This is a genomic window from Candidatus Woesearchaeota archaeon (assembly GCA_016180285.1).
Classification (GTDB): domain Archaea; phylum Nanobdellota; class Nanobdellia; order Woesearchaeales; family JACPBO01; genus JACPBO01.
The window spans coordinates 1-24073 of record JACPBO010000022.1; the positions used below are offsets into that span (position 1 = coordinate 1).

Annotated in this window: 36 protein-coding genes and 1 tRNA gene; 24 read left to right on the forward strand and 13 right to left on the reverse strand. The window is 36.2% G+C overall.

The features are described 5' to 3' along the window. Positions 1–295: 295 nt before the first annotated feature. Complete coding sequence (locus tag HYU07_04880) at positions 296–1006, forward strand: isochorismatase family protein (GenBank protein ID MBI2129548.1); 711 nt, start codon at positions 296–298, stop codon at positions 1004–1006. A 64-nt stretch (positions 1007–1070) separates the two neighbouring features. Here HYU07_04880 and lspA read toward each other — a convergent pair whose 3' ends face one another. Then, positions 1071–1547, reverse strand: coding sequence for a signal peptidase II (lspA, locus tag HYU07_04885; protein ID MBI2129549.1), 477 nt, complete (start codon positions 1545–1547; stop codon positions 1071–1073). A gap of 100 nt (positions 1548–1647) precedes the next feature. Between lspA and HYU07_04890 the strand changes: the two genes are divergently transcribed. Next, the gene (locus HYU07_04890) at positions 1648–2412 is read left to right on the forward strand and encodes a DUF1003 domain-containing protein (protein MBI2129550.1); all 765 of its coding nucleotides are present in this window, start codon (positions 1648–1650) and stop codon (positions 2410–2412) included. Positions 2413–2442: 30 nt separating this feature from the next. On the opposite strand, the gene HYU07_04895 is transcribed toward HYU07_04890, so the two are convergent. From HYU07_04895 to HYU07_04925, 7 genes are all read right to left on the reverse strand, one after another. Continuing rightward, a complete protein-coding gene (locus HYU07_04895) occupies positions 2443–2691 on the reverse strand; it encodes a type II toxin-antitoxin system RelE/ParE family toxin (protein ID MBI2129551.1) in 249 nt (82 codons plus the stop codon). Continuing rightward, positions 2691–2909, reverse strand: a complete 219-nt coding sequence (locus tag HYU07_04900; GenBank protein MBI2129552.1) for a hypothetical protein — start codon at positions 2907–2909, stop codon at positions 2691–2693. Before HYU07_04900 ends, HYU07_04895 begins: the two co-directional genes overlap by 1 nt. Positions 2910–2978: 69 nt before the next feature. Beyond that, on the reverse strand, positions 2979–3398 hold the full coding sequence (locus tag HYU07_04905; protein MBI2129553.1) for a hypothetical protein: 420 nt from the start codon (positions 3396–3398) through the stop codon (positions 2979–2981). Positions 3399–3466: 68 nt separating this feature from the next. Then, positions 3467–4015 (reverse strand): hypothetical protein, encoded by a 549-nt coding sequence (locus tag HYU07_04910; protein ID MBI2129554.1) that lies wholly within the window; start codon positions 4013–4015, stop codon positions 3467–3469. A gap of 74 nt (positions 4016–4089) precedes the next feature. After that, positions 4090–4800: an endonuclease gene (locus HYU07_04915; GenBank protein ID MBI2129555.1), complete on the reverse strand. Its 711-nt coding sequence runs from the start codon at positions 4798–4800 to the stop codon at positions 4090–4092. Between the two features lie 28 nt (positions 4801–4828). After that, a complete protein-coding gene (locus tag HYU07_04920; protein ID MBI2129556.1) occupies positions 4829–5647 on the reverse strand; it encodes a hypothetical protein in 819 nt (272 codons plus the stop codon). 105 nt (positions 5648–5752) lie between these two features. Next, positions 5753–6133: a 30S ribosomal protein S8e gene (locus tag HYU07_04925; GenBank protein MBI2129557.1), complete on the reverse strand. Its 381-nt coding sequence runs from the start codon at positions 6131–6133 to the stop codon at positions 5753–5755. Positions 6134–6242: 109 nt separating this feature from the next. Here HYU07_04925 and HYU07_04930 point away from each other — a divergent pair, with 109 nt between their 5' ends. Then, positions 6243–6797, forward strand: a complete 555-nt coding sequence (locus tag HYU07_04930) for a hypothetical protein (GenBank protein MBI2129558.1) — start codon at positions 6243–6245, stop codon at positions 6795–6797. On the opposite strand, the gene HYU07_04935 is transcribed toward HYU07_04930, so the two are convergent. Beyond that, positions 6794–7321: a 50S ribosomal protein L16 gene (locus HYU07_04935; protein ID MBI2129559.1), complete on the reverse strand. Its 528-nt coding sequence runs from the start codon at positions 7319–7321 to the stop codon at positions 6794–6796. The two genes, HYU07_04930 and HYU07_04935, sit on opposite strands and share 4 nt — an antisense overlap. Positions 7322–7419: 98 nt before the next feature. On the opposite strand from HYU07_04935, the gene HYU07_04940 reads away from it, so the two are divergent. The 5 genes from HYU07_04940 to HYU07_04960 all read left to right on the forward strand — a co-directional run bounded on the left by HYU07_04940 (position 7420) and on the right by HYU07_04960 (position 9635). Then, the gene (locus tag HYU07_04940; GenBank protein ID MBI2129560.1) at positions 7420–7581 is read left to right on the forward strand and encodes a hypothetical protein; all 162 of its coding nucleotides are present in this window, start codon (positions 7420–7422) and stop codon (positions 7579–7581) included. A gap of 151 nt (positions 7582–7732) precedes the next feature. Continuing rightward, positions 7733–8278 carry a hypothetical protein gene (locus HYU07_04945; protein MBI2129561.1) on the forward strand — a complete coding sequence of 182 codons (546 nt, stop codon included), beginning with the start codon at positions 7733–7735 and terminating at the stop codon, positions 8276–8278. Positions 8279–8411: 133 nt separating this feature from the next. After that, positions 8412–8987, forward strand: a complete 576-nt coding sequence (locus tag HYU07_04950; GenBank protein ID MBI2129562.1) for a 50S ribosomal protein L15e — start codon at positions 8412–8414, stop codon at positions 8985–8987. A gap of 35 nt (positions 8988–9022) precedes the next feature. Beyond that, entirely contained in the window at positions 9023–9205 is a 183-nt protein-coding gene (locus HYU07_04955) for a hypothetical protein (protein MBI2129563.1), read from the forward strand. A gap of 31 nt (positions 9206–9236) precedes the next feature. Next, a complete protein-coding gene (locus HYU07_04960; protein ID MBI2129564.1) occupies positions 9237–9635 on the forward strand; it encodes an NUDIX domain-containing protein in 399 nt (132 codons plus the stop codon). Between the two features lies 1 nt (position 9636). Here HYU07_04960 and HYU07_04965 read toward each other — a convergent pair whose 3' ends face one another. Further along, positions 9637–10260, reverse strand: a complete 624-nt coding sequence (locus HYU07_04965; GenBank protein ID MBI2129565.1) for a class I SAM-dependent methyltransferase — start codon at positions 10258–10260, stop codon at positions 9637–9639. Positions 10261–10504: 244 nt separating this feature from the next. On the opposite strand from HYU07_04965, the gene HYU07_04970 reads away from it, so the two are divergent. Beyond that, positions 10505–10999 (forward strand): HAD family hydrolase, encoded by a 495-nt coding sequence (locus HYU07_04970; protein MBI2129566.1) that lies wholly within the window; start codon positions 10505–10507, stop codon positions 10997–10999. A gap of 3 nt (positions 11000–11002) precedes the next feature. On the opposite strand, the gene HYU07_04975 is transcribed toward HYU07_04970, so the two are convergent. After that, a complete protein-coding gene (locus tag HYU07_04975) occupies positions 11003–11599 on the reverse strand; it encodes a hypothetical protein (protein ID MBI2129567.1) in 597 nt (198 codons plus the stop codon). Positions 11600–11663: 64 nt separating this feature from the next. Beyond that, entirely contained in the window at positions 11664–12620 is a 957-nt protein-coding gene (locus HYU07_04980) for a sodium:calcium antiporter (protein MBI2129568.1), read from the reverse strand. Between the two features lie 81 nt (positions 12621–12701). Between HYU07_04980 and HYU07_04985 the strand changes: the two genes are divergently transcribed. From HYU07_04985 to HYU07_05005, 5 genes are all read left to right on the forward strand, one after another. Next, positions 12702–13439, forward strand: coding sequence for a glycosyltransferase (locus HYU07_04985; protein ID MBI2129569.1), 738 nt, complete (start codon positions 12702–12704; stop codon positions 13437–13439). A 1-nt stretch (position 13440) separates the two neighbouring features. After that, positions 13441–14217 carry a class I SAM-dependent methyltransferase gene (locus HYU07_04990; GenBank protein ID MBI2129570.1) on the forward strand — a complete coding sequence of 259 codons (777 nt, stop codon included), beginning with the start codon at positions 13441–13443 and terminating at the stop codon, positions 14215–14217. Further along, complete coding sequence (locus tag HYU07_04995) at positions 14214–14786, forward strand: non-canonical purine NTP pyrophosphatase (protein ID MBI2129571.1); 573 nt, start codon at positions 14214–14216, stop codon at positions 14784–14786. The genes HYU07_04990 and HYU07_04995 overlap by 4 nt, the downstream gene beginning before the upstream one ends. Then, positions 14776–15186 carry an HIT family protein gene (locus HYU07_05000; GenBank protein MBI2129572.1) on the forward strand — a complete coding sequence of 137 codons (411 nt, stop codon included), beginning with the start codon at positions 14776–14778 and terminating at the stop codon, positions 15184–15186. Before HYU07_04995 ends, HYU07_05000 begins: the two co-directional genes overlap by 11 nt. Positions 15187–15244: 58 nt before the next feature. After that, positions 15245–15367 (forward strand) — tRNA-Met (locus tag HYU07_05005). Positions 15368–15373: 6 nt separating this feature from the next. Here the strand turns inward: HYU07_05005 and HYU07_05010 are convergent. After that, on the reverse strand, positions 15374–16942 hold the full coding sequence (locus tag HYU07_05010; protein MBI2129573.1) for a lysine--tRNA ligase: 1569 nt from the start codon (positions 16940–16942) through the stop codon (positions 15374–15376). Between the two features lie 99 nt (positions 16943–17041). Between HYU07_05010 and HYU07_05015 the strand changes: the two genes are divergently transcribed. The 10 genes from HYU07_05015 (at position 17042) to HYU07_05060 (ending at position 24031) form a co-directional block, all read left to right on the forward strand. Then, complete coding sequence (locus HYU07_05015; GenBank protein ID MBI2129574.1) at positions 17042–17803, forward strand: hypothetical protein; 762 nt, start codon at positions 17042–17044, stop codon at positions 17801–17803. Continuing rightward, positions 17784–19214, forward strand: a complete 1431-nt coding sequence (locus HYU07_05020; GenBank protein MBI2129575.1) for a hypothetical protein — start codon at positions 17784–17786, stop codon at positions 19212–19214. The genes HYU07_05015 and HYU07_05020 overlap by 20 nt, the downstream gene beginning before the upstream one ends. A gap of 1 nt (position 19215) precedes the next feature. Next, positions 19216–20172 carry a tetratricopeptide repeat protein gene (locus HYU07_05025; GenBank protein ID MBI2129576.1) on the forward strand — a complete coding sequence of 319 codons (957 nt, stop codon included), beginning with the start codon at positions 19216–19218 and terminating at the stop codon, positions 20170–20172. After that, positions 20156–21187: a hypothetical protein gene (locus HYU07_05030; protein ID MBI2129577.1), complete on the forward strand. Its 1032-nt coding sequence runs from the start codon at positions 20156–20158 to the stop codon at positions 21185–21187. Before HYU07_05025 ends, HYU07_05030 begins: the two co-directional genes overlap by 17 nt. Before the next feature lie 64 nt (positions 21188–21251). Then, positions 21252–21734 carry a hypothetical protein gene (locus HYU07_05035; protein MBI2129578.1) on the forward strand — a complete coding sequence of 161 codons (483 nt, stop codon included), beginning with the start codon at positions 21252–21254 and terminating at the stop codon, positions 21732–21734. A gap of 32 nt (positions 21735–21766) precedes the next feature. After that, the gene (locus tag HYU07_05040) at positions 21767–22567 is read left to right on the forward strand and encodes a hypothetical protein (GenBank protein ID MBI2129579.1); all 801 of its coding nucleotides are present in this window, start codon (positions 21767–21769) and stop codon (positions 22565–22567) included. A 124-nt stretch (positions 22568–22691) separates the two neighbouring features. After that, the gene (locus HYU07_05045; protein ID MBI2129580.1) at positions 22692–22880 is read left to right on the forward strand and encodes a hypothetical protein; all 189 of its coding nucleotides are present in this window, start codon (positions 22692–22694) and stop codon (positions 22878–22880) included. A 183-nt stretch (positions 22881–23063) separates the two neighbouring features. Next, complete coding sequence (locus tag HYU07_05050) at positions 23064–23516, forward strand: Lrp/AsnC family transcriptional regulator (GenBank protein MBI2129581.1); 453 nt, start codon at positions 23064–23066, stop codon at positions 23514–23516. Positions 23517–23618: 102 nt separating this feature from the next. Further along, positions 23619–23798 (forward strand): hypothetical protein, encoded by a 180-nt coding sequence (locus tag HYU07_05055; protein ID MBI2129582.1) that lies wholly within the window; start codon positions 23619–23621, stop codon positions 23796–23798. Further along, positions 23795–24031: a hypothetical protein gene (locus tag HYU07_05060; GenBank protein MBI2129583.1), complete on the forward strand. Its 237-nt coding sequence runs from the start codon at positions 23795–23797 to the stop codon at positions 24029–24031. Before HYU07_05055 ends, HYU07_05060 begins: the two co-directional genes overlap by 4 nt. Positions 24032–24073: the final 42 nt, after the last annotated feature.

A 24073-nucleotide genomic window follows, 5' to 3' on the forward strand; every position in this document is an offset into this window, starting at 1 on the left:
CAGTTTCCAAGCACTAGAGGGAGCTAATTGTTTCTTTAATTTATTTTTTTACCATTTCAATAGAAATGGAGTCAACTCACAAGAGTTGACTTAACCCTATGAACTAAGTCAGTTTAGCGTTGTTCATCTTAACATTCTCCAGTCGTGAGTGGCAGTATGCTGTTCTTTTTGCTGGGCGCTCTACGATGCCATAAACAATATCAAACCCGGGACTCTGTCTTCATAAATATAATTTATCACTACTTAATAGTTAAATATAGAAAAGCTTAAATATGGGAGATATATATCTGCCAGTATGGTCATGGACTTTATTTCAACGAAATTAAAATGGGCTAGAAGAGCAATCAGCTATATAATGGCGCCAACACTTTTAGTTTTAGCTGCGGCTGTTTGCAGCGGAGAGGAAAGCACGCCAGTAAAGGCGCCTGAAAATACCAAGGGGTATTCTCTTATTGTTATTGATCTTAAGGCGCATCCGAAATTCGGAGGAGATGTAGCCAATATCGGCTATATTATCAATAAAACAATGGAAAAAGGCATGCCAGTGGTTACTGTAGAAACACCTCCTGGCCGGATAACCCTTGACGGGTGGACAACCAATGAATCTTATAGGAGCAAGCTGGAAAAATATTTTAATAACACATTCATGAAAAAAGAAGGGCTGAATCATTGCGCTTTCAGCAGCGGCAGCTTAGACGCTCTTCTTCAGGGATTCGGGCACAAAAACCTGGTACTTGTGGGTGAAATTGGCGAGCATTGCGTCACAGAGGCAGCCAAATGCGCAATTGACAGAGGCTATGAAGTTTACATGTCCGATGAAACATGCATAGACAGCCAAGACAAGTTATATTTTGATCCACCTAATGGAAAAAGGATTATGTACAATATAATGTCCACCAGCCCGCTATCATATGCTGAAATCAATGTTTATAAAGATGTTATGTTGTGGGATCGATCTTCTAGCCTTGATTTTCAACGGCTGTTAAATTTGATAAATGCAAATTAAGGCATTAGAATTGCGCGCTACGTCATCACAATATTATAAAGAAAAACTAAATCATCATAGGATTTCAATCTTTTTTCTTTAAAAAGTGAACTATTAAAATCAAAACTCCTATTGTAACAGCAGAATCCGCAACATTGAACGCAGGCCATACTCTGAAGTCAATGAAATCAACAACATAGCCCAAAAATATCCTGTCAATTAGGTTGCCAACTGCGCCGCCGAGGATCAGAGATAAGGCAATGGCTGTTGTTTTATTTTTTATTATTTTGTCATAATTATACAGAATAACTCCAATTACGATTACAGAGGTCCAAATCAAAACAGAATTAAAATTCCTGAACAATCCAAACCCCGCGCCCGTGTTCTGAATATGGGTGAAATAGGCGATGTTCTTTATTATAGGCAGGGATTGGCTTAATGCCAGATAATTTTTAATTAAGAATTTTGTGATTTGGTCAAAAAGAACAACCAAGATGGGCATTAAAAAAAACATTAGAGAACTGTTTGCGTCTTTTTTGTCTTCTTTCTGAATTTTTTTCATTATTTGTTTTATTTTCAATATACTATAAAAAACTTTCTCTAAATTAAGGATTGAAAGACGAAATCTCAACATTTATAAATCCAAGCCATTTATGCCTGCTATGCCGATAAAAAAGAAATGCGATATCTGCGCAAAAGATGTTTCTCTTAACAGGTTATTTGAGGCTGAAATTATAGCGCCTGAGTTGCTGGATCATATCAGGAATTCCCTGCCTTACATAACCACAAAAAGCGCTATATGCGACGAATGCCTTGAAAATTCAAGATATAAATATGTGAGCCATATTCTTGAAGAAGGCAAAAATGGAATTACAAAGCTCGAAAAAGAAGTAGCAAGAAGCATCAGGCGGCATAATGCGCTCTCGCAGGACATTGAAAAAGAATTTCAAAAAGAGCTTACGTTTGGCGAAAAAATTGCTGATAAGGTTGCAGAAGTTGGCGGAAGCTGGAGATTTATATTCGGTTTTTTGGCATTTATAGCTTTATGGATTATCGTTAATCTGATCTTTTTAGCTGCCGGGGCATTTGACCCTTTTCCATTCATTCTTTTAAACCTGGCGTTATCCTGCATTGCTGCCCTCCAAGCTCCTGTTATTATGATGAGCCAGAAAAGGCAGGAAGAAAGAGACAGGTTAAGGGCGCAGATGGATTATAAAGTCAATCTCAAAGCAGAATTAGAGATCCAGCATTTGCATGAAAAGCTTGACTTGCTGTTAAAGCACCAATGGGGCAGATTGATGGAGATACAAAGAATGCAGGTGGAAATGCTGTCAAATAAAAACATTAAAGCTCCGAAGGAGCAGTTTAATGGAAATGTAAAAAGCGCAGATGCAAGCCCGCCTGAGAAAAATGTCAGAAATGTTTAATCAGTTTAAACTAGTGGCATGCCTTTAAATTCAATCATAAATATTTCTTCTATGGCCCACTTTCAAAATTTGAATTTTATTGCCTTCAATTTCAAAAATAACCCTGTAATCGCCCACCCTTAACCTATATCCTTCAGTTCCCTTCAGCTTCTTAATATCTTTTAAATAAGGATCCTCAGACAGCTCTGAAACTTTTTTTTCGATTCTTCTATGGATGGATGCCTCAAGTTTTTTTAACTCATCATAGGCTTTTTCATCCCATATTATGCTGAAATGCATTACAAACCAAGCCTCGTTTTAACTTCCTCATGAGTTATAAATTTCCCGGCTTTTATTCTTTTTCTTGCCTCTTCTATTTCTTTCTTAGTTTTTTCATTTAATTCAAGATCATCTTCAAGCATCCTTTCTATTATTTCATTGTACGTATCCCTTTTGAAGAGCTTCATGCTTTCCAATATTGTTTTTACATTATTTGATATTTGTATTGTTGTGGTCATTTTATATAGCCTCCTGTAGAGTGCTATAACTGGCTATAATATATAAACCTTACGGATTTTAAGAAAAATTTACCATCCTTTCTTGAACTTATACCCTTCATCGCCCTGTATCAGCCTTTCAACTGTCTTGAGCCTTTGGTCAATTGCATCAAGCGTTGCTTTAATCGCATCAAGCTTGCTTGCTAATAAGTCTATGTCCCGGTTTGTGCCTGTCGGCTGCTGATATGGCTGTGAAGATCCAAACTGCCTCTGTGTTGCTGATGAAGGAACAGAAGCAAAAGACTGCCCCATAGATTGCTGCGGATAAGGTGAAAATGCTTCAGGAGCTGAGGCATTCTGGCCATAAGACGGCAAGCCAAGATCATCCCTCTGCTGAGGCGGATATCCCTGGTCAAAACCCTGTCCAAAGTCCTGGCCTAAATCAGCTGCAAGATCCTTGCTGAAATCTGCTGCCTCCTCTTTCTTCCTTCCGAACCACAGAAAAGCCATAAACACCTCTTTTAGTGGTTTAATTTGTTTTTATTATTTAAATTTGTTGGTTTTTATGCATATTAAAATTAGCCAATTACCGCTAATCCGCCCCGTGCATTCAATAAATTTGTCTGCCTTTTTGAGAATTCGAGCAGATCATCCAGTGTTTTTTTCTCTTTATTGGATAAAATGCCATTTTGTGCATCAGCAACCCTAATATCATGCACAATTTCAGGAATAACCATGTCAACAAAATTATACGCATCTATTAAATTTTTAGATTTAGAAAAAACAGAAAGGTAATGCGAGACAAGCCTATCTTTCAGCGCCTCAATATTTTTAATATAGCCATATCCCGCCTCGATATATTCCTGAGCTTCATTTAATACCGATAATTCTTCCAACAGAATATATGCTTTGTTGCCCTCATGATCAGTTAATGGCTTTTCAGGAACAGCAGCAATTCCGCCATCAACTTCTTCTAACTGAAACTTCATCGACTTTAATGCCGCAACTATGCACTCACGATGAGCGTTGATTCTGTCATAATCATATCTTAAGCAATATAAAATGCCTCCGCCCCTATCAGGATTTTTTTCTGCGAGATTGAACCGTTCCCATAAAGTTTTAGCCATTTTGCCCCTCTCAGAACCCATGCTGAGGTCACGACCACCTCTTTATTTATGAAAATATATTCTAATTTAAAAACTTATCGAATTTGACAACTTCTGCAAAGCTTATTTATGGGGCATTCTGTGCATATCGGAATCTTTTTGCAGTAATTCTTCCCCAATTCAACCAGTAATGCATGGTATTCATTGAAAACTTTTATTTTTTCATTGTTATTTTTTATGTTTAAATTTTTTAAAAAAACATCCTGCAGTTCGTCATACTTTATTTGTTCTTTAGCATTAAAAATCCTTGAATAAATCCTTTTTGTGTAGGCATCAATTACAAAGATTGGCTTCTGGAAAGCGTACAGAATGATGGAATCAGCTGTTTCTGGCCCGATGCCATTTACTGGCAATAGTTTTTTTCTTAACTCTTCTGGCGGTAATTTTTTTAATTTTTCCATAGAATTCATTGATAAAAAATCAGCCATTATCTTCAGTCTTTCTGCTTTCTGGTTGTAATAGCCTGAAGGCCTGATCAGCTCCGCTAATCTGCCTTTTTTTATTTTTTTCAGTTTTTCAAGGTCAATTAACTTATTTTTACTCAGATTATAAAGCGCTTTCTCAACATTCTTCCAGCTTGTATTTTGGGTAAGTATTGCTCCGATTACGATCTCAAGCCTGTGCTTGTCATTTCTGGGATCTCCTGAATGATGCATTGTTTTATGGCCAGAAATGGTCAAAGGCCACCAGCCCTGCGGGCCGAAAGATGAGTGAAGTTTGTTGTAAATTAGTTGTATTTGGCTCATAAAATAAAAAAATAAGGATTAGTATTTATTATTTTTGCTTGATCATCTGCCAAAATCTTCCTGGTTGACTGAATCTGCTGTGAAAATAAGATTCACTCCAATATTTTAATTCGCCATTTATTTTCTCTTCAGGGTTTATGTTTCTGATATTCTCGATCATTCTATATTTGTCGAGTTCTTCTTTATTCCCCGAAAAAACAGACATAATATCAGGATAGACTGCTGATAAAGAGGCCATCAAAATAAATTTTTCAAAATCGTCCCCTTTTTCCATAGTGTGCCTTTTTAAAATCCGATAAGATCCTAAAAATTTCTTTGCTGCCCTATGGTTTTCGCGATTTAAATCAGTGCCGCATGACCTATGGTCTGCAAAAGGAACTTTCTCTTTTTTCCTTTTTAAGTCTAAATACGCCATCATGTTCTGCATTAATTCTTCAACTAAGGGCTTGTCATTTTTAATTAAATAACAAGATTTGTCATGAGAGGCCAGTAAAAAACATAATGCTCTTTTTTTATCAAGATTATAAGGATATGCTACGGGAATATCTCCGTCATATTTGGGTTTTTTCAATACAAATATTCCTTTATATGCAAGAAAGATTTTACCGTTGCCTTCCTCCATTAGTTCTTCAATATCACCTATATATTCTCCAGTTTTTTCTTTTGTTTCTTTTTCTAGCTTTTCAATTAGTCCGCATTCTTTTATTCTATTTTTTAAGGATGTTATCATCTTGTGAGGATCGTCAACAAAAAATAGACTTTTCTCATTAGAATATTCAGGACCAACAAAGTTAGCTTCTTTAACATTAAAGAGGTCTTCTTTTAAATTCTTTTTAGTTTTTGTCATTTTGTCAAACCTTAAGTTAGTTGTTCAAAACTAAAGTTTCATTTTAAAAAGGTTTATTCACCGCTATTTAAATCTTTCTATTTCTTAACCACTTAAAAGTAACACTTAAGAAATCAGCACAGCATCAACTGATCCATTCTGCCCAGGCCTTGACATGATCCTTGCCTTGCCTGCCTCTGTGTCTATGATCGTTCCTTTTGTCATTATATTCCTTCTTACATAGTGCCTATTTGCAGGATTCTCTGTTATTGTCTTTATCTTAGCTTTGACATATTTTTTTGTTTTCGGGTCATAAACATTTGCAATGTCAGTTGAAAGAAGCCTCTGCTTTATCATTCCGCCCATAGCCCTGACTATTCTTTTTCTCAACTCGCCTAATTTTGTCAAAGAAGGCTCTCTAGCTAGCTCATGCAGCTTTTTCTTCCTGTAATCCTTGATTCTTCCGCCGCTCGCTTTTGTATTGGATCTGAATTGCGTCAATGCCATAAACTGAGAAAAAGCGCCTTATTTATAAAGTTTTTGATTTATATTTTAATTACTTTATAAAAGTTACAGATTAGAAAAATTTAAATAAGAGCCGCTTTTTTACTAATATATGACTAAAGCATTAATAACACTCGGATATCATTATGGAGAAATAGACTGGGGCAGGGCTGTCAGGGAAGAGTATTTAATAAGGAATCTTAAGGGAGACAGAAATATAGCTTTCCACGAAATTAAGGGTAGCAATGTCAAAACAGGAGACCACTGCAAGAGCTCCGAACGGGAAACTACAAGAAAAATCAAGGAAGAGTGCTTTGATCTTTTGCTGGACATTCATTGCGGTTTTGACACAGGATCAAGCTACTTGGATAAAAAATATTATGGCATAGACTGCAATGTCATTGAAAGAGTAAGGTGCTTGGACAGCATTAAAACATACAAGAGTGAACCTGTGTTCGATGCTGAACTGAACGAGTTCATATATGCCGGCATTCCAAATGCTTTGATCGATGCTTTTTTCTTTAAAAATGGGTTGTATACGGGCAGAGGCCTGAATGATACAAATTATTCAGAGCTAATAAAGATAGTCTCAGAAGAAGATCGTAAGAAATTATTGGAAGAAACTTTGGCTTTAATCAACAAGATATATGACGCGCATCAGAATTAATTTTTATTCTCAACAACTTCAATAAGGCATCTGCATGGCAGCTTTCTCTTCGCCCTTGACAGCGCCTCTTTCCCTAATTTAAGATTCTGCTTGTCTGTTTTTAAAGTGAATATGATCTTGCCTTTCTTAACCTGAGCAGCTATGCCAACGGGCTTTCCAAAAGGCTTTGCCATTCCCTGGCTCATCCTGTCTGCTCCTGCTCCTGATGCAAGAGGATTCTCCCTCAAAATATGGTGGGGATACATTCTTATCTGGTAGAAATAGCCGCTTTTTCCCAGAGCTTCTTCAAGTATCTTGTTTGAGGATGCCCTTGCGCTTTCAATTGCATTGTGCCTTATCTGCAGGGAATCCTGCGAAATAAGGTTCATTGTAAGCTGGAATTTCTTGCTAACATCGCCCATATTATACCTTACAACATGGCTTGTGGGTGAGGCTCTGACATAAGACAGCTTCCTGTATTTGCTCTTTCTTGTGTAAGGCCTTTCCAAAAACCTGTATGATACGCCTTTTCTTAGCTTTGCCATAATAAAAGAGATTTGGGAGTTGTTTTTAAATGTTTTGGTTTAACAAAAGCTAAAAATGAAGCGAAAGATTTATATATGCGTATCGGCATTATAGAAATATGCCGGAATCATCTTTAATGAGTTTGTTGCTGTATTTGGGTACCGGCGGGACTGCAATGTATTTATTTTTTGCAGGATTAATAATGCTGGGCCTGACATTCTTCATGTTCCTGATTCTTTTTGAGGTCTATCAGTCAGCCAAAGAAACAGCATTGTCTTAAAATGATCCTTGTGTTTAAAATCATTTTCCTGCTTATTCTTTTCGGTATAACTTTTGCATTCATTCCCAACTTCACATATGTTCAGGTTAAGAAGCTGCTGGTCTACCATAAATATAAAGATGAAGCCTTTAAAAGAAGATTCCCCAAAGTTATGAAAGTTTACCTTACTGCGGGCTTGACCTTGGGAATAGTTTTTGCATTCCTAATGTCCCCGGCTTTAAATCCAAAAATAGAAGATACGCCCGGTAATAACTTTATCCCAAAAAATTACACTGAACTATTCAGCCTGTCTTTTTTGGTTTCTTTTTCTTTAGTGATAATATTGAGAATATCCAGCCTGTTAAACAAGTCAAAAATATTGGCAAAAATTCTTTCTAAAAAAGCAAAGAAAGAACTGTTGGCAAGGTCAAATAAGGGCGATTACAGCGGGTTAAAGAGAGAAATAGAATCCTTTTTATTTTCCCTTTTTCTTGCTTCCTTGCTCAGCATAATGGTTTACTTTTTCTATAGGCTGATTTTTGAGCCTCAGTCCTTAATACAATTGCCCTCTGTGCAGCTGACATTTCAAAATCTTGTGAATTACTTCCTTTTCGTTGTTTTATTTGTTATATCATTAGCCATTATCACGGCAATCGGGGAAGGCTTATTGTCTTATTTTGGCGTCTACCCCAAATGCGATGAAGAATCGAGGGAATAATTCTGTGATTAATGCAGGCTATGATTTGGGATTTCAGATAGTTTTATAAATAAATTGCCATTTCCGTGTTATGAGAAATGTGAGGAATTGCTTCCTTGAATCTCAAATAATTATCATAATAATGGAGGCTTAAATGGGAACTTACAAATATCTGAGGCAGTTGTGGAAGAAACCAACTGATGAATTAAAAATAATTCTAAGGCAGAGGCTTAATCAGTTCAGGGATGAGCCGGTTACAGTCAGGATCGAGCATCCTACAAGGCTTGACAGGGCAAGATCTCTGGGCTATAAGGCAAAGCCTGGGTTTATACTTGTAAGGCAAAGTGTTATGCGCCATGGAAGGCAAAGGCCCAAGACAAGGCATCCAAGAAGGCCAAAGCATTCTTCAGTAAGGAAAGATCTGGCAATGTCCTATCAGTGGATTGCAGAGCAGAGGGCAGTCAAAAATTATCCTAATTGCGAGGTTCTTAATTCATACTTTGTAGCGAAAGACGGCCTGCATTACTGGTATGAAGTCATACTGGTTGACAGGGCTCATCCTCAGATAGCTGCTGATGACAGAATTAAGTGGATCATCAGCCAGAGAGGCAGGGTTTTCAGAGGCCTTACAGCAGCAGGCAAGAGAAGCAGGGGCTTATTAACCAATAAAGGCAAGGGAGCTGAAAAGCTAAGGCCAAGCCTGAGAGCGCATGACAGAAGGGCACATTAGAAAAATTTAAATATCTGAATAATATGGGGAAAGATATGGTAAGCCTATATTGCAAAAAGTGCGGATACAGAATGGACAAGGAAAAGATGCCGGAGAGATGCCCTTATTGCGGCAAGATAGGCACTATGGCGAGGGTCAGGTCTGCGCAGGATCTTCTTAATGAGGCAGTAGATGAGGGAGAATTCTTTGAGATGGAAAGGGCGCAGAGGAAGATATAAGTTTATATAGCTGTTCTTTCTTTTTTAGCTTATGAAGCACGGCGTTGATTTCATCGGCGTTGGCGTAGGTGTGATTATTGTCAGAAATAACAAGATTCTTCTTATGCTCAGAAAAAATCAAAGTGAGTGGAGCATCCCCGGCGGAAAAGTGGAATTGAACGAAAAATCAGGAGATACAGCAGTCAGGGAAATAAAAGAGGAGCTAGGCATTGATATAAAAATCAAAAAATTCCTTACCTTAACTGAAACTTTCAGCAACAAAATGCACTGGGTTTCAATAGTTTACATTGCAGACATTTTAAAAGGCGATCCAAGAATAATGGAGCCTGAAGAGCATGCTGATGTCAAGTGGTTTTCATTGGACGATCTTCCTGAAAATCATTTTCTTCCTTCAAAGTTAGCAATTGAATTTTATAAAAAGAATACGTGAGTTATTTCTTTAATTCACCCAAAAGGCAGTAACGGAATTTATCAGAATCAACCCAAATATTGTAAATCTTAAAATTTCTAAATTCTTTTTTGAGCAGATCCTTGGTAAAAATATAATGCAATAGTCCCTTTTCCTCTCCTTTAGCAGGCATATAAGTTCTTGGTGCTATTACTTTTGGTCTTTCCCTTATTTTCGGAATGATTTTTCTTTTTGTAACTGTAATGAAAACAATGCCCTTTGGCTTAAGAATTCTTTCCAACTCACTAATCACTTTTCGAATTCGTTCAATTAGTGCATGATGTAGTACTTGAATGCTTATTATCGCATCAAAAAAATCGTTTGGGTAGGAAAGTTTATTGTAAACAGAACCCATCTTCAAATTTGCTTTAAGGCCTTCTTTTTTCAGCCATGATTTTGTAATATTTAATCCTTCTTTAGCAATATCAATCCCATAAACATCAAATCCTTGTTTAGCAAAATATACTGTATGCCTCCCGGAGCCGCAGCCTAAATCCAGGATTCTCCTCACATTATGCCTTTTGAATAACTTTAAAACTTCAGGGATATCTTCTTGGATTTTTGTAAATACTTTTCCTTCTTTTTTAAAGATTTCATTCCATTGCATATGATCTATTTTTTTAAAACAGCTTATATATTTATCTGTATGCAAATAATCCGAAAGCAGAGTCAACGCCTTTGGCTTGCGTTCCTAGCTTTTGATAAACCAAAAGCTTTATAATAACCTGCATTTTACCTCTTTTCATGGGGATCAAGGCAGTAATATTCGACTTTTGGGGAACTTTGGTTGAGAACGGAGTAGAGCCAAGCCCGATAAGGCAGGCAAAGTTCATTCTTTTGAAAGGGTTTTCATGACTAAGAAATATGAGTCTTTGATGCAGGCATTTGAGGCAGTGTGCAATGAATTCCAGATTCCAGCAAAGGATTACCAGATCGAAAAATGCGTCGGAATGTGGAACAAGAACAGGCTATTGGCAAAGCCGTTTGAGGAAGCAATTCCGGTTCTTGAGGAATTAAAGAAAAAACATAAATTAGTTTTATTAAGCAATACAGACGGCTTTTCAGTTGAGCCGATATTGGAAAAGTTCGGCATGAAAAAATACTTTGATGAAATCTCCCTGTCTTATGAAACAGGGTTATTGAAGACAGATGCCCAGTCCTTTGAGTTAATACTTGAAAAATTAAAGCTGAAAAAAGAAGAAGTTATTATGGTGGGTGACAGCATGGAATCAGACATTATGGCTGCCCAGAAAGCAGGCATAAAGGGCATCCTTGTTGACAGAAGGGGCATGAGGGAATATGAGAATAAGATAAAGAATCTAACAGAGCTGAAGGAAAAGATATGATGCTTATTTGTTCTTCTTTTTATTGTTTTTCCTAAAAACCTTGTTTATCTCATCTTTCATGGAAAATCCTATTGCTATGCCGAATGATATTGCTGCTGTAAGGCCAATTGTATAAAGCAGAACCCTGAATATCTCAAAAAAGGCAGTTGCTTTTATTTCTACATACTCTAAGACTGTAAGTATTGTTGCTATTATTATTATCGCCTGCATAAAGAACGAAGCAAGGTATGAATAATTGTGATTGAATTTTTCTATTGCCTTTCCAATCATCCTGGCTAAAATAATTCCTATCAAGAATATAATGGTTATTGTAAACAGTTTTGGTAAAAGGTAGATCATATACTCAGATAACAAGAGTATGAAAGAATTTTCTTTAATCTGACCTAATCCGTAAGATAAAAAAACCAAAAATACAAAAACCATGAGCACTATCTTGAGCAGATTTAAGAAATCACCAAGATGTTTTGCTGCAAAAGAAATGCGGTTTTTTGACCATTTGCCAACCTTTCTTTTCACATATTTCTCCATGAACATCTTTATCAGATAGGCTAAGGCTGTTCCTAATACGATCAGTATAATTGAATAAAATATTTCATACATATTGTTCACCTATAAACTTAAGGTTTTAGAGCATATATAAAGTTTACGTTTAATTTATTTATGGCTATGCCCCTGCAACCATCTTTATATAAAATTCTATGATGATGAAGAACATATAAAGCAGTATCAGTGCAATTCCTTCTTTCCAGTAAAGCTTGTTGCCGCTCTCAACAAAAGTTGAAAATAAGAACGCTACAATAAGCATGAAAACAGAGCTTGTCAAAAACAGCAAAAAGTTTGCGCTTATCGGGTAAATCAAAGAAGTTACTCCTAAAACTAATGTTGAATTTACAACAACAGAGCCGATCAAGTCGCCAAGCGCCATTTCAGAATGCCCGCTTAGCACAGCCCTGCTCTCAAAAGTAAGCTCGGGCAATGTCGTGCCAATTGAAACCAGGAACAAGCCAATAAGAATGGGCGGCAGCATAAAATCCGCTGATATTGCTGTAGCATATTGCACAACAAATTGTGCACTAAGGAACAGCACTGCAAGGCTTACGATGAAAATAAAAACAGAGAATACAACATCCCATCTTTTTATATGGTTCTTCAGCTCCTTTCTGAGCCCGATTCTTTGCTTCATTAATTTTCTCATATAGATCGCAAAAGCCACCAGCAAAATAACACCATCAATTCTTGACAAGCCATTTCCGATAATCATCAGAACAACAGGCAGCGAAGCAATAAAGAACATATACAGCGCATCGATCTTTATCGCTTTGTTTGTTATTTTTATCTCTCTTTTCAATAAAGTGATGACGCCGGCAACAAATGTCAGGTCAATAATATTAGCGCCTATGACATTTCCAAGGGACAATGCAGAATTCTTTGCAAAAGCAGATGTTATTCCGACAAGCAGTTCAGGAATGGATGTTGCAAAAGCCATTATGATGAATGCAACAACAAATTCGCCAAGCTTTAAAAAAGAAGCGATCTTTGCGAGGCTTTTCACAAGAAATGTCCCGCTTAAAACTAGAACAATGCAGGCAGCCAAAAACAATACTAAATTTATGATTAACATTTTTTATTATCAAGAACATTACAATCAATAACATATATAAAGTTTGCGTTAGATTTATATATTCCTGATTTTTTTGCATTTATGATGAAACGGGGTAATATTTTTGAGATGGTTAATGAATTTTTTCAGAATTTATACAGCATATTCCATAAAGATTTTGTCAGCGCAGTCATTCCAGCCTATAATGAAGAAAAGACTATAACTAAAGTCATAGAAACAATCAAAAAATCAAGAGTTAATGAAATAATCGTAGTTGATGATGGAAGCAAAGACAAAACCTATGAAAAAGCGAAGCTTAGCGGAGTTAAGGTAATTAAACATAAAAGGAATATGGGGAAAGGCGCGGCAATGCGCACCGGAGTTGAAAACGCAAAAGGAAACATAATTGTTTTTATTGATGCTGATATTGAATCATTGACTCCTCAAAAAGCAAATATGCTGATTGATCCTATCTTGAAAAATGAGGCAGATTTTGTAAAATCATATTTTTCCCAGTATAAGTCGAAGACCGGAACAAGCATTTTCCTTTACAAGCCCCTGCTTAAGCATCTTTTCTCGGCAACCGGCTTTACACATCCTGTAAGCGGCCAGATAGCTGCCAGAAAAAGATTTTTTGAGCGCATAGAGTTCAGAAATGATTACGGCATTGATATAAGCATACTGGTGGATGCAGTAAAGCAAAGCTTAAGAATAAAAGAAGTTTGCCTCGGAGAATTAAAGCACAGAAAAAGAACTGCGCATGACGTAGAAAAAATAGCAGATACAGTAATAGCTACGATCCTTGAAAAGGCAGGCATTATAAGGGAGAAACAAGGTTGAAATGAGCCAAAAAACAGAAAACAGATTTTATGAAGACTATGGTAATTCTTGGTTAGCTAATGGAAGGAAAAAATATGAACTTTTAGCTTCGGAATGGAAAACAAAAAAAATATTAAGCTTACTTTCAAAATTTCCGGAATTAAAATTTAACAGCATACTTGATTTTGGATGTGGTCCCGCATATATATTAAAGAAATTAAGTCTTTCGCTTAATATAAATAAATGCTATGGGGTTGACATCTCTTCTTCTATGATCAGATCTGCGAAAAAACATTTTCCTGTAGCTAAATACTGCAAGATGAAGAATTTATCTGAATTTAATAAGGCGGTAGATGTAGTTCTTTTAATAGATGTATTAGAACATGTTCCCAACCAGAAACAAATATTAGAAGAGGTTAAAAGGATAGCTAAGTACCAAATTATAAAAATCCCATTAGAAAATACCCCCATAAGAAATTTTATAAGATTATTGGGCATGAGAAATTCAGACGGACATATAAATTTTTGGAGTAAAAATAGTTTTACCTCTTTCTTGAAAAACTTAAATTTTACAATAATTGGTTACTGGGAAGGGAACCCTCCTAAAAAAATAGAATTTTTTTCAAGAAAACAAAGAGAGAATTTAAATGCCAGAAAGATGTTTTTTCTTAATTTCTATGATTTATTTAGAAAATTTTTTTTTAATTCAAAAAAATTATATTCCTCCTTTTTTATTTCGCAATTATTTATTTTAACAAAGTACTGCCCTAATCTAAAGAAGCAAAAAACCAAAAAATGAAACTCTTCTTTGTAACAAACAACAGGCATAAATTCGCTGAAGTCAAGGAGGTTTTTGATAAATTTAAGATTGAAATAGAGCAGATACAGGAAGACAAGCCTGAAGACAAGTCAGATGAAATCGCTGAAGTTGCCAAAAAGGCAGCTGAATTTTTGGCTAATAAGCATAAAAAGCCAATAATAGTTGACGATACAGGCGTTTATTTCAATGCTTACAGGAACTTTCCAGGAGCGCATCCAAAATTCGTTTTCCAGAGCATTGGCTATGAGGGGATTTTCAAGCTATTGGAAGGCAAGGACAGGTCAGCTTATTTCAAAACAGCAGCAGCATACTGCGAGTCCGGAAAAAAGCCAATAGTTTTTGAGGCAAAATGCGAAGGAAAAATATCGGATAAGGTTTATAATGTAGGCGACGATATAATGCCTTATGAAAGGATTTTTATACCTGAAGGATATGATGAAGTATGGGCAAAGATGCATGATCTCAAAAGAGAAATATCGCATCGCGTGAAGGCATTTACAAGATTAGCTGAATGGCTGATAAGCAAAGGCGATCAAAATGGAAAATAACTGCATTTTCTGCAAAATTGTCAAAGGAGAAATCCCGTCAAGCAGAATATATGAAGACAAAGATGTTTTGGCTTTCCTGGACCTTTTTCCGGTTCATAAAGGCCATACATTGGTTATCCCAAAAGAGCATCATGAAACTATGCTGGACGTTCCAGATGAATTATTAAAAAAGCTCGTAGTTGCTGCTAAAAAAATAGCGTCTGCAGTTAAGAAAGGCGTGAATGCAGATGGAATTTCATTAGGAATGTCAAACTACAAGGCAGCAGGACAGGTTGTTCCGCATGCGCATTTTCATATTATGCCGCGCTATGAGAATGACGGCCTGAAGCTGTGGCCGCAGGGAAAGTATGAAGAAGGGGAGATGGAAGAGATAAAAAAGAAGATTGTTGGATTTTTATGATTTCTTAGTTCTGAAAAACTAAATCTTTATAAAACCAATAAAAAATCTTGCTCTTAATGCCGCTGTAGCATAGCCTGGCCTATTGCGCCGGACTCATATGCACTGCATAATGAGTATGGAGCCGAAAGGCGATGACAGCTAAGAAATCCGGAGGTCGCGCGTTCAAATCCCGCCAGCGGCAGATTTTTTAAACCTTATTCAGCAATCCAACAACTCTTTCTTTTCCCAATGTCAGGATAAAATTAGCCAATTTCGGCCCTCTTTCCTTGTTAATCAAAACCCTGTAGGCTGCTTTAAAGAATTCTTTATTGTCAATGTTCACTTCCTTGCAGATATTATAAAATTCTTCAAATAATGTCTGGTCGTCATATTTATTTTTCTCTAATCTGTCTTTCAACAGCAATAATGCTTCCTTCTCTTTTTCGTTCAGCTTAGCATTCAAATCATTCTGCACTTTAAACTTAAATTCTTCAGGGGCATATTTCTGCAGCCAGTTCCAGACGCAATCAGCTCTGTTTTTTAACTTTTTCAGATCATGCTCATCTTTAATTTCTTTACTGTAAATCTCTTTTATCCTGTTAAAATCATTGTCATAAATCTGCAGCAGAGTTGCCAGATGCCTGAATTGAGCCTGTAGAGGCAGCTTCTTTGGCAATTCTGTAACGCTTAATTCATAGATTCTTTTTTGCTTCTTTGCTTCTTTTTGGTCCTTTACATCTTCAGCATCAAAATAAATCCTTTCCACCCTGTCAAAATCCTCATAAAGCTTCAGAACATCCAAATCAAAGCTTATTGCAAATTCTGCATCCGGCCTTGTTCCGGCAAACAGCCATCTTACAATATTCGGCTCATAAACTTCCAATGTATCCCTTAAAGAAACAACATTGCCCAATGACTTGGAAATCTTGCCGCCTGTTCCTTTTATTGTTATGAAGTCATATTTCAGGTAAACAGGCGCTTTTTCCTTGTACAATAGCTCGTAAATTTCATTTCCGGTTGTTCTTGATCCGCCAGGCGTGGAATGCTCCTTGCCTCCTGGCTCGAAATCAACTTTTTCATAATGCCATCTCATTGGCCAGTCTATTCTCCAGGGCAGCTTTGCAATTCCCTTCTTCCTGAAATCAAATGTCTCCTTATGGCCGCAGTCGCATTCGTAAGTTAGAGAATAAGCTCCATCCCAATCTGTGACTCTTGTTGTGTCTTTTTTGCATTTGTCGCAGAAAATAGAAACAGGCCACCAGTTTTCGCTTTTCTCTTCTGCCCTGTATTTATCAAGGATTTTTTTAATTTCTGCCTTGTTTTCCAAAACATATTTTATCTGCTCTGCGTACTCGCATTTCCTGTATTTTTTTGCCTGGTAGATAAATTCGGGGTGAATATTTACGAAAGGCAGTGTTTCCTCAACTTCTTTTTCATTATGCTCTGCATACGATTTGTGCTTATTGTCATAAGTGTCAGGCACTTCTGTGATTTGATAACGCAAATACTTCTCGAGCAATTCTTTTTTTGGAGCATCTGCTGGAACTTTCCTGAAAACATCAAAATCATCCCAGGAATAGATGAAGCGCACATTCTTGCCAAGATTCTTCAAGGATCTTGAAACAAGATCAACTGTTATAATCTCCCTGAAATTTCCGATATGTATTGTTCCGCTTGGAGTTATGCCTGCAGCGCATGTATAGAGCTTCTTCTCGCCTTTTTCTCTTGCAATGTTTTCAGCTGCTTGGTCAGCCCAGTGCTTTGGTTCTTCTGGCATAGATTAACTATTTTATTGGGTTATTTAAATGTGTCGAAAACCACCAACATAGATGGGCGGCATGTCGCTATTGTTTACAGCATCAGGTGGTTTTTGAGCATGCTCAAAAATTTTCCATATGCTGAAACTGGAGCGGCTTTCAGCCACCAATCCAAGATTGGTGGAAAATTTTTGACATTTTTATATATAAACAAGTGGAAAATTTTTGACATTTTTATATATAAACAACTTTTTATTTTTTACTCACCAATAACAAAAAATTTATATAGTTGGCTATCTTATTTTATGGTTGGGGGAAGAATGCCAAACCTAGCTGATAAAATTATGGAATTAGAGAAAGAAATAAGTGGAATCCAGGACGAAACTAAAAGAGAGAATTTACAAAGACAGATTGATGAGCTAAAAACAAAATATCAGTCAGAATTAGAAAATTTACAAAATCAAATTAATAAGTCTGAAGAAACAACACCACTTTATTTTGATAGAGAAACAGATGTCTTAAAAGGATTTTATGATGGAAAAGATGGTGAGCGGGTAAATGTTGATGCTGTATTTGGTCTTATTAAGCGCTCATTCTTTGATAGATTGGACAATGTCAATATTTTTGGCCGTGGTTATTATGGTCCTGATGTTAAAGAAGCTAAAGAAGAACTGAGAGAAATGGTAAGAAAAGAAGCCTTATCTAGGGCCAAAATTAAAGGCTATGATGCAGTTCTTATTAAAGAAGATCAAAAAGAGGATGTGTTTTGTTTTAAGGTATTGAATGCAGTGCCTAAAGAAGGCGGTGCTAAAATAACTTTCAGAGCATCATCTGATATTTACTTTTATAAAAAGAAAGAAAATGCCGCAACTAATCAATAAAATAATAGAACTGGAAAATGAAATAAAGGAGATTAAAGAGCAAGAAAAGAATGCAAAAATAACTAAGTTAAAGAAAAAATCAGCAGAACTAGAGAAAACATACCCGCACATCATGTATCCCCACACCATTGCCTTGCCTTATTCAGGAAGAAATCCTCAAATAGAGCGGCTATATTTGAAAAGGGGGTTTAAATTAGGATCTTCAATAGCCGCCTTTATTTTGTTTGTTACTGCTGCCACTGCTGTCATTTCTAATTACAAAAAACATTCTCGGGTATTTCCTGATAAAGGAGTGAGCAGCGAAGTAGAAGAGACTGTAAAAGAAAAGATTGGAAGAGCGGACAAAGCATTTGCTTTTGCAAAGAGAGATTATAACAGCATATTGAAAGGCGGCATAACAAATGAAGAAAAAACAAGATTGCCTGTAATTTTGGATTCTTCGTTAGTTGTCTATGATGGTCTAAATATCGACAAAAAAAGGGCAAAAAGAACAAATGATTTAATAGCCGAAATACAAGAAACAATTTCAGCAGAACGATTGTTTGATTCTGCCAATAGTTTATTTGAAAAAGGAAAATATTATGAAGCAAATGACAAAATTGGCCTTGCGTTAAAAATACTGCCAAAAGAGAGAAAATATCAAGCATTAAATGCAAAAGCCGGAACACTAGGAGCTAAATTAACAGAGTACGATAATATCTTGGGTCAGATTGAGAATAACTTCAATCAACTAATGCAAAAAAGAATGAATGCTGCAGAAATAACGCAGTTAGAATCATCTCTGGCTTCTTTATCTGGCCTTTATTCAGGTCTTAAAGTTGATGAAAAAAGAATAGAATCTGTCCACAATTTAGAATTGAGGATAAAAAATGCAGTTAGTTATAACTCTGTTTTTTATAAAATAAAGGAAGGTATCATTGGCGGAAAATACGGAGATGATAAAGGGGCAAGACAAGATATACTGGCATTGGCGGCTAAGCTTGAAAAAGAAAATTCACCATATGCTAAATTTTTATTGGATGATGTTAAGAATCTTAGTTACACCAAATTAGTTAAGGTTGAAGCTAAAACAGAAAGGGTTGTTGATCAAGCTGGGCATTATGAGCAGGCATGGGTTCCCCCCGAGTATGAAAAAAATGTAGCAGTAGGTATAGCAAAGGGAACTATTATGGTACTTACCACTCCCATTGCTGTTTTGATACCGCCTTCTATGAACGAGTCAGAAACTTTCAAGAAGTTTGATAATTGGCTGGGGGATAATGAAGTAAAAGTCAAAGAGGGCCATTATGAAAACAAATGGATAGGACCAACTTATAAAGATGTAATTGTTCCATCACATTATCAAAAGATAGAAGTCAATTCCTATTCAGGCACACAAAAAGTAATTGAGGATAACATCCCGATAAAATAAAATGCCGCAACTAATTGATAAAATACTGGAACTAGAAGAAGAATTGAAAAGAATAGAACTAAAAAGAAGGACATTTGTAATAACTAACATGGGAGACATTACAGGAATGGAGTTAGGTGAGAATCAAACACTAAAAGAAGCAAAAAGACTGTTTTGTGAATATAGAAAAGCGTTAAATGGTACTCTGATTAAAAAGATGATGGTTGGTTCAATAAGAAGCAAATTAGAAACCATCCTAAACGAGACCATAGAAACACCGCCAAATTCTTCAAACTACAACCATGAATGTGCGCTTCTTATCAAAGGGTCCTTGTCGCTTCTTGAAAACAGGTATGATGACGCAATAAACCTATTATCAGGTCTTAACTCATTCCCAGCACTTAAATTATTAGGTATTGCGTACTATAGAAATGGCGATTTGGATAAAGCAATTGATAGTTTAGAACAAGCACTCCAGCTTTCACCAGATGCAGAGACTTACAATATACTGGGTGGAGTTAAACAAAGAAATAGGGATGTTGACGGAGCAATTGAGGCGCATAAAAAGGCGTATGACATTGATAATTCTAACAAAGAGGCAAATACAGAGTTGGCAAGGCTTTATAGGGAAAAAGCAGCAACTTTAGAAACCGAGGTGCTTAATGAGTGCAATGTTGACACAGCTGTTTTACCTGAATTCAAAAGCGCAAGAACTGCTTATAGCACTAAGAATTATGAAGTAGCAAGATCATTATTTCACAATGTAGTTTCAGCACTTGCAAGCTCAAATGAAGATAATAAATTAGTCAAAGCAAAAGCACTGCATTACCTTGCCTGCTTATCAACAGAATCTAGAGACCAAATAGGGCACTTACGGCAATCAATTGATGCAAAGGCTACAAAAGAAGCATATAAAGACATTGTAAAGGTGCATGAAATTTCATTAACCACATCAAAAGAAAATGCCAAAACTGATTGATAAGATTATGGAACTAGAGTACGAAATCAAAAGACGACATTCTGCAGAGATAAGAAAGAGGGTTAAAATGGGCATTATCGGATTTGTTGCTATTGGCCTGATTTCCTGTTTAGGTTATTTTAGTATAAGGAATTCTAGAAGTAGAGAATCTGTAGTTGAAACAACCAAAGTTGAAGAAGTAAAAAAGCCTGTTTATGAAATGCCTGTTGTTGAAAAAGAACACGTTGCAACTTATGAAAAGCAGATTAAAAAAAATACATTATCTGTTCCCTACGTGGGAAGTGAAAAATCTAAACCACTACAAGAAGAACATAAAAAATCCGAGGCTCAAATTTCATCAAAAACTGAGAAAAAATCATCATCTTATTACAACCCGCTAAAATTGATGAAAGACCATAACTACAACACACAGCTTTCTGGCATAAAAAGAAGATTTAATAATTTAAGCGAAATGCACAAAGAAGAAGAGAAACTGCTCAGAGAGATGTACAAGATTTTTCCCGGTGGCGAAAAAGGACCAATTCCAGTTGCCGAAAAAGAGTGTTTTAATGCTTTTATATGCAATTCAATGTTGGAAGAGATAATACAGTCCGGCAAAAAACAGGGCATTGACACAACAGAGGCAGAGCAATTAGACGACCAAGTAGATAATAAAATTCTCTATCAGTTTGAAGACCTTTTCATGTTTTTTGCAAGAGGAATGAAAAAACTGAGAGAAAATGAAGATTTCTGGAAAAAGAATATTGATGCTGAGCCAAATGACATATCTGCTTATTTAAAAAATTATCCATGGGATACTATGTATCCTACTTTTCTTGATTATTTACATGAAATGACAGAATACCGGCAAAAAAGCGGTTTTAACATATCATCCACTAAACTGAATGATCATGAGCTATTTTCAGCATTAGCCAAAAAACTGTCTGAAAAGGCAGAAAAAGGCGAATATAGAATAAGAGACGCCAGACTCAAAGAGGATTTTTATAAAAAAATTGAGGAGCTCGCAAAAAAATAATTTTCACTTGTCAATAACAAAAAGTTTATATATTTAAATAGATCTCTACCTGAGGGGAGGCAAGATGGCAGAAGAAAATCCGCTTGAAACGAAAATAAAGGAATTAGCAGAAAGAGCCAAGCAGTTGCATGAAGAGGAAGCAAGCGGCAGCAAGGCAAAAGAAGCATCTATTTATGAGGAATTTGGAACAAAAAAGGCCACGTTGATTTCTTTGGTAGATGAATTGCCTTATGATCCATCAACCGGGCTGCCCGTGCCTGAAAGACTTAAAGAAATAATGGAACAAGATACGGCATTAGGCGCATATGCAAAAAGCAATAGCATAACTGACAAAGTTAAAAAAGAGCTTAATGAAGTAGATGAAAAAATTGAAAAAATGAGAGAAAAAGCTAAAACGACCTTGGTATCAGCATTATTTCCTTACGGCTTAGAGCGCGTTGAGGATAATGTTAAAAATTTTGTAGACAAAAAGCCTTTTGGAAAAGATGAAAGAAGGGGCTTGGAAATATGCAAAGCGGTGTGCCGCAGCTTGAATTTGCAATATTAGTGCTTATTAACAGAAGATGCAGAAAGGTAAAAATGGCAGAAAAAAATCCTCTTGAAGAGAAAATAAAGAAATTAGAAGAGAGAGCCAGGCAAATACAAGATGAAAATGCTCAGACTGCGCCTTCTTCTGCAGATGAAACATTTAATGCATTTTTACTTCCCCCTTTACCCGAAGTCAACCAAAAAAAGGCCGTAGAGTATGCATCATTTCCAGAAAAATACAATAATCTTGAAAAACGAACAGGAAGCTGGTTGAAAAGAGGCATAGTTGGTGTAATTGGATTGGCTATCTTTGGTTTGCTCGCATATGCTTATGTATCATCAAGGCCAATTAATCGCTTTCATTCAAGATTGAGTAATATTAAAGAGAATATTGCTCATCAAAAATACGACGGGCTTACAGAAAAGGTAAGAGCATTAGCAACTGATGTAGGAAAAGAAAAGCCTACTGTTCCCACTAAAAAGATTTTAGAAGAATTACAGTCACTTACTTATAAAAAATCAATAAAGATAGAAGCCAGAACTGAAAGAAGGCTTGTTAAAGAAGGGCATTACGAGCAGGTTTGGGTGGAGCCACAGTATGAAACGAAGACAGTAGACCCGGTCGGAAATGCAATCGGATCAGTTTTACAATGGCTTCCATTTAATTGGTCAGTCAGCCACAGTTTACCTGTTAAAGAAAAAACTGTAAAGGTCAAAGATGGGTATTATGAAAACAAATGGGTTGCACCAGTTTATCAAGATATAACTTTTCCTGCGCATTACCAAAAAATAGAAATCAACCCCTATAATGATACGCAAAAAGTAATTGAAGATAACATTCCAATAAAATAAGCGTCATGCCAAAAAAGAGATGTTGTACTTTCAGCTACAACATAAGTTTATATAAAATATCCGCTTAACAAGCATAAGATTTTCAGAAAATACGGAAAAACAATGAAAAACGGAGGTTGAGAACATGGACTCAGACTTCAGATATATCCCGCCACCAGAAATAAAAATTGACCCGATTATACCGCTTATGCCCATTATAGAGCTGCCAAAAATTGACCCAATAATCAAAATAGAAAAAGAGCCAGAGTATTTCCTCATATTTGACCCTTCAGTCAAAGTCTATAGGCCCTTCCTTAAGTCCATTTATGACTGATGGAACTTTTTTGGTTAATGCAAAATATGCGCATTGATTAACATATTATCTAAGAAATATGTTGTACACTTAACCACAACATAACTTTATATAAAAAATTCTATCAGAGTAGCTTAACTTTTTCCAAAAACATATGATATTTTTTGAAAAAATGCCTATTATTCAACAAAAAAGGGAAATTAAATGCTAAATCCAAGAGATCTGCTGATAATCATGCAGTTAAGAAAGAACGCAAGGCAGTCGCTTGTAGACATTTCAAAGGAAACGAAAATACCTGTAAGCACGATTTACGATAAAATAAGATCGCATGAGAAGGGGGCTATAAAGAAGCACACAGCGCTGCTGGATTTCCAAAAGCTGGGCTTCAACATCAGGATAAAGCTATTGCTCAGCGTAAAAAAAAGGGAAGATTTCCAGAAATTCATTTTAAGCCATGAAAACATAAACTCAGCCTACCAGATTGACGGCGAATATGAGTTTATGCTTGACTGCATTTTCAGGTATATGGCGGATATGCAGGATTTTATGAAGAAGATCGAGCAGTACGGCGTTGAAAAGAAGCAGATGCACTATGTTTCAAATGAGCTGAAGTGCGAGTCATTTTTGGAAGATTCGGCTTATCCGGAAACAACATGATGCCGCTGTTGTACTTCCGACTACAACATAAGTTTATATAAAAAATCCAACTAACAATCGTTAGATTTTCCGAATATCCAGAAAATACCGAGGAAACACAAAATGTTTGAAGTGCTGATTGAAAAAACAAAAAAAGTTTACAGCAGGCTCGTTGAAGATCGCTCGAAATCAAATTGGATGTACGATCATTCGGCGTATAAGCCAATTGACACATCAGCTGCAACAGGCAACGGGTGGTTAAACAGGCAGGCTATACTTTACGCATTAAACGGCAAAAAATGAAAAATATCATCAGTTCAATAATATTGATAAGGAAAGCAGGCAATGAAAATGCCAATAGCGGGCCTATATTGGAGGCCATCATAAGAGAATGTGATTTTTCAGACAGGAATTATTTGATTAATGATCGATGGTATTATGTTGAAGTTTATGCTGATGGGCTTACAAAGCAGGATGTCAAGAAAATAAAGAAAGCGTCATCACAATCATATTGCATTAATCCAATATTAAATTGATTTTGGAAAAATAAAATTCGAAATAGCGTGAGCTATAGAACA

Bases quoted from the DNA above. Each gene is read 5' to 3' on its own strand.
- HYU07_04880 (MBI2129548.1), top strand. From the start codon at position 296: ATGGTCATGGACTTTATTTCAACGAAATTAAAATGGGCTAGAAGAGCA.
- lspA (MBI2129549.1), bottom strand. From the start codon at position 1,547: ATGAAAAAAATTCAGAAAGAAGACAAAAAAGACGCAAACAGTTCTCTA.
- HYU07_04890 (MBI2129550.1), top strand. From the start codon at position 1,648: ATGCCGATAAAAAAGAAATGCGATATCTGCGCAAAAGATGTTTCTCTT.
- HYU07_04895 (MBI2129551.1), bottom strand. From the start codon at position 2,691: ATGCATTTCAGCATAATATGGGATGAAAAAGCCTATGATGAGTTAAAA.
- HYU07_04900 (MBI2129552.1), bottom strand. From the start codon at position 2,909: ATGACCACAACAATACAAATATCAAATAATGTAAAAACAATATTGGAA.
- HYU07_04905 (MBI2129553.1), bottom strand. From the start codon at position 3,398: ATGGCTTTTCTGTGGTTCGGAAGGAAGAAAGAGGAGGCAGCAGATTTC.
- HYU07_04910 (MBI2129554.1), bottom strand. From the start codon at position 4,015: ATGGCTAAAACTTTATGGGAACGGTTCAATCTCGCAGAAAAAAATCCT.
- HYU07_04915 (MBI2129555.1), bottom strand. From the start codon at position 4,800: ATGAGCCAAATACAACTAATTTACAACAAACTTCACTCATCTTTCGGC.
- HYU07_04920 (MBI2129556.1), bottom strand. From the start codon at position 5,647: ATGACAAAAACTAAAAAGAATTTAAAAGAAGACCTCTTTAATGTTAAA.
- HYU07_04925 (MBI2129557.1), bottom strand. From the start codon at position 6,133: ATGGCATTGACGCAATTCAGATCCAATACAAAAGCGAGCGGCGGAAGA.
- HYU07_04930 (MBI2129558.1), top strand. From the start codon at position 6,243: ATGACTAAAGCATTAATAACACTCGGATATCATTATGGAGAAATAGAC.
- HYU07_04935 (MBI2129559.1), bottom strand. From the start codon at position 7,321: ATGGCAAAGCTAAGAAAAGGCGTATCATACAGGTTTTTGGAAAGGCCT.
- HYU07_04940 (MBI2129560.1), top strand. From the start codon at position 7,420: ATGCCGGAATCATCTTTAATGAGTTTGTTGCTGTATTTGGGTACCGGC.
- HYU07_04945 (MBI2129561.1), top strand. From the start codon at position 7,733: ATGAAAGTTTACCTTACTGCGGGCTTGACCTTGGGAATAGTTTTTGCA.
- HYU07_04950 (MBI2129562.1), top strand. From the start codon at position 8,412: ATGGGAACTTACAAATATCTGAGGCAGTTGTGGAAGAAACCAACTGAT.
- HYU07_04955 (MBI2129563.1), top strand. From the start codon at position 9,023: ATGGTAAGCCTATATTGCAAAAAGTGCGGATACAGAATGGACAAGGAA.
- HYU07_04960 (MBI2129564.1), top strand. From the start codon at position 9,237: ATGAAGCACGGCGTTGATTTCATCGGCGTTGGCGTAGGTGTGATTATT.
- HYU07_04965 (MBI2129565.1), bottom strand. From the start codon at position 10,260: ATGCAATGGAATGAAATCTTTAAAAAAGAAGGAAAAGTATTTACAAAA.
- HYU07_04970 (MBI2129566.1), top strand. From the start codon at position 10,505: ATGACTAAGAAATATGAGTCTTTGATGCAGGCATTTGAGGCAGTGTGC.
- HYU07_04975 (MBI2129567.1), bottom strand. From the start codon at position 11,599: ATGTATGAAATATTTTATTCAATTATACTGATCGTATTAGGAACAGCC.
- HYU07_04980 (MBI2129568.1), bottom strand. From the start codon at position 12,620: ATGTTAATCATAAATTTAGTATTGTTTTTGGCTGCCTGCATTGTTCTA.
- HYU07_04985 (MBI2129569.1), top strand. From the start codon at position 12,702: ATGATGAAACGGGGTAATATTTTTGAGATGGTTAATGAATTTTTTCAG.
- HYU07_04990 (MBI2129570.1), top strand. From the start codon at position 13,441: ATGAGCCAAAAAACAGAAAACAGATTTTATGAAGACTATGGTAATTCT.
- HYU07_04995 (MBI2129571.1), top strand. From the start codon at position 14,214: ATGAAACTCTTCTTTGTAACAAACAACAGGCATAAATTCGCTGAAGTC.
- HYU07_05000 (MBI2129572.1), top strand. From the start codon at position 14,776: ATGGAAAATAACTGCATTTTCTGCAAAATTGTCAAAGGAGAAATCCCG.
- HYU07_05010 (MBI2129573.1), bottom strand. From the start codon at position 16,942: ATGCCAGAAGAACCAAAGCACTGGGCTGACCAAGCAGCTGAAAACATT.
- HYU07_05015 (MBI2129574.1), top strand. From the start codon at position 17,042: ATGCTCAAAAATTTTCCATATGCTGAAACTGGAGCGGCTTTCAGCCAC.
- HYU07_05020 (MBI2129575.1), top strand. From the start codon at position 17,784: ATGCCGCAACTAATCAATAAAATAATAGAACTGGAAAATGAAATAAAG.
- HYU07_05025 (MBI2129576.1), top strand. From the start codon at position 19,216: ATGCCGCAACTAATTGATAAAATACTGGAACTAGAAGAAGAATTGAAA.
- HYU07_05030 (MBI2129577.1), top strand. From the start codon at position 20,156: ATGCCAAAACTGATTGATAAGATTATGGAACTAGAGTACGAAATCAAA.
- HYU07_05035 (MBI2129578.1), top strand. From the start codon at position 21,252: ATGGCAGAAGAAAATCCGCTTGAAACGAAAATAAAGGAATTAGCAGAA.
- HYU07_05040 (MBI2129579.1), top strand. From the start codon at position 21,767: ATGGCAGAAAAAAATCCTCTTGAAGAGAAAATAAAGAAATTAGAAGAG.
- HYU07_05045 (MBI2129580.1), top strand. From the start codon at position 22,692: ATGGACTCAGACTTCAGATATATCCCGCCACCAGAAATAAAAATTGAC.
- HYU07_05050 (MBI2129581.1), top strand. From the start codon at position 23,064: ATGCTAAATCCAAGAGATCTGCTGATAATCATGCAGTTAAGAAAGAAC.
- HYU07_05055 (MBI2129582.1), top strand. From the start codon at position 23,619: ATGTTTGAAGTGCTGATTGAAAAAACAAAAAAAGTTTACAGCAGGCTC.
- HYU07_05060 (MBI2129583.1), top strand. From the start codon at position 23,795: ATGAAAAATATCATCAGTTCAATAATATTGATAAGGAAAGCAGGCAAT.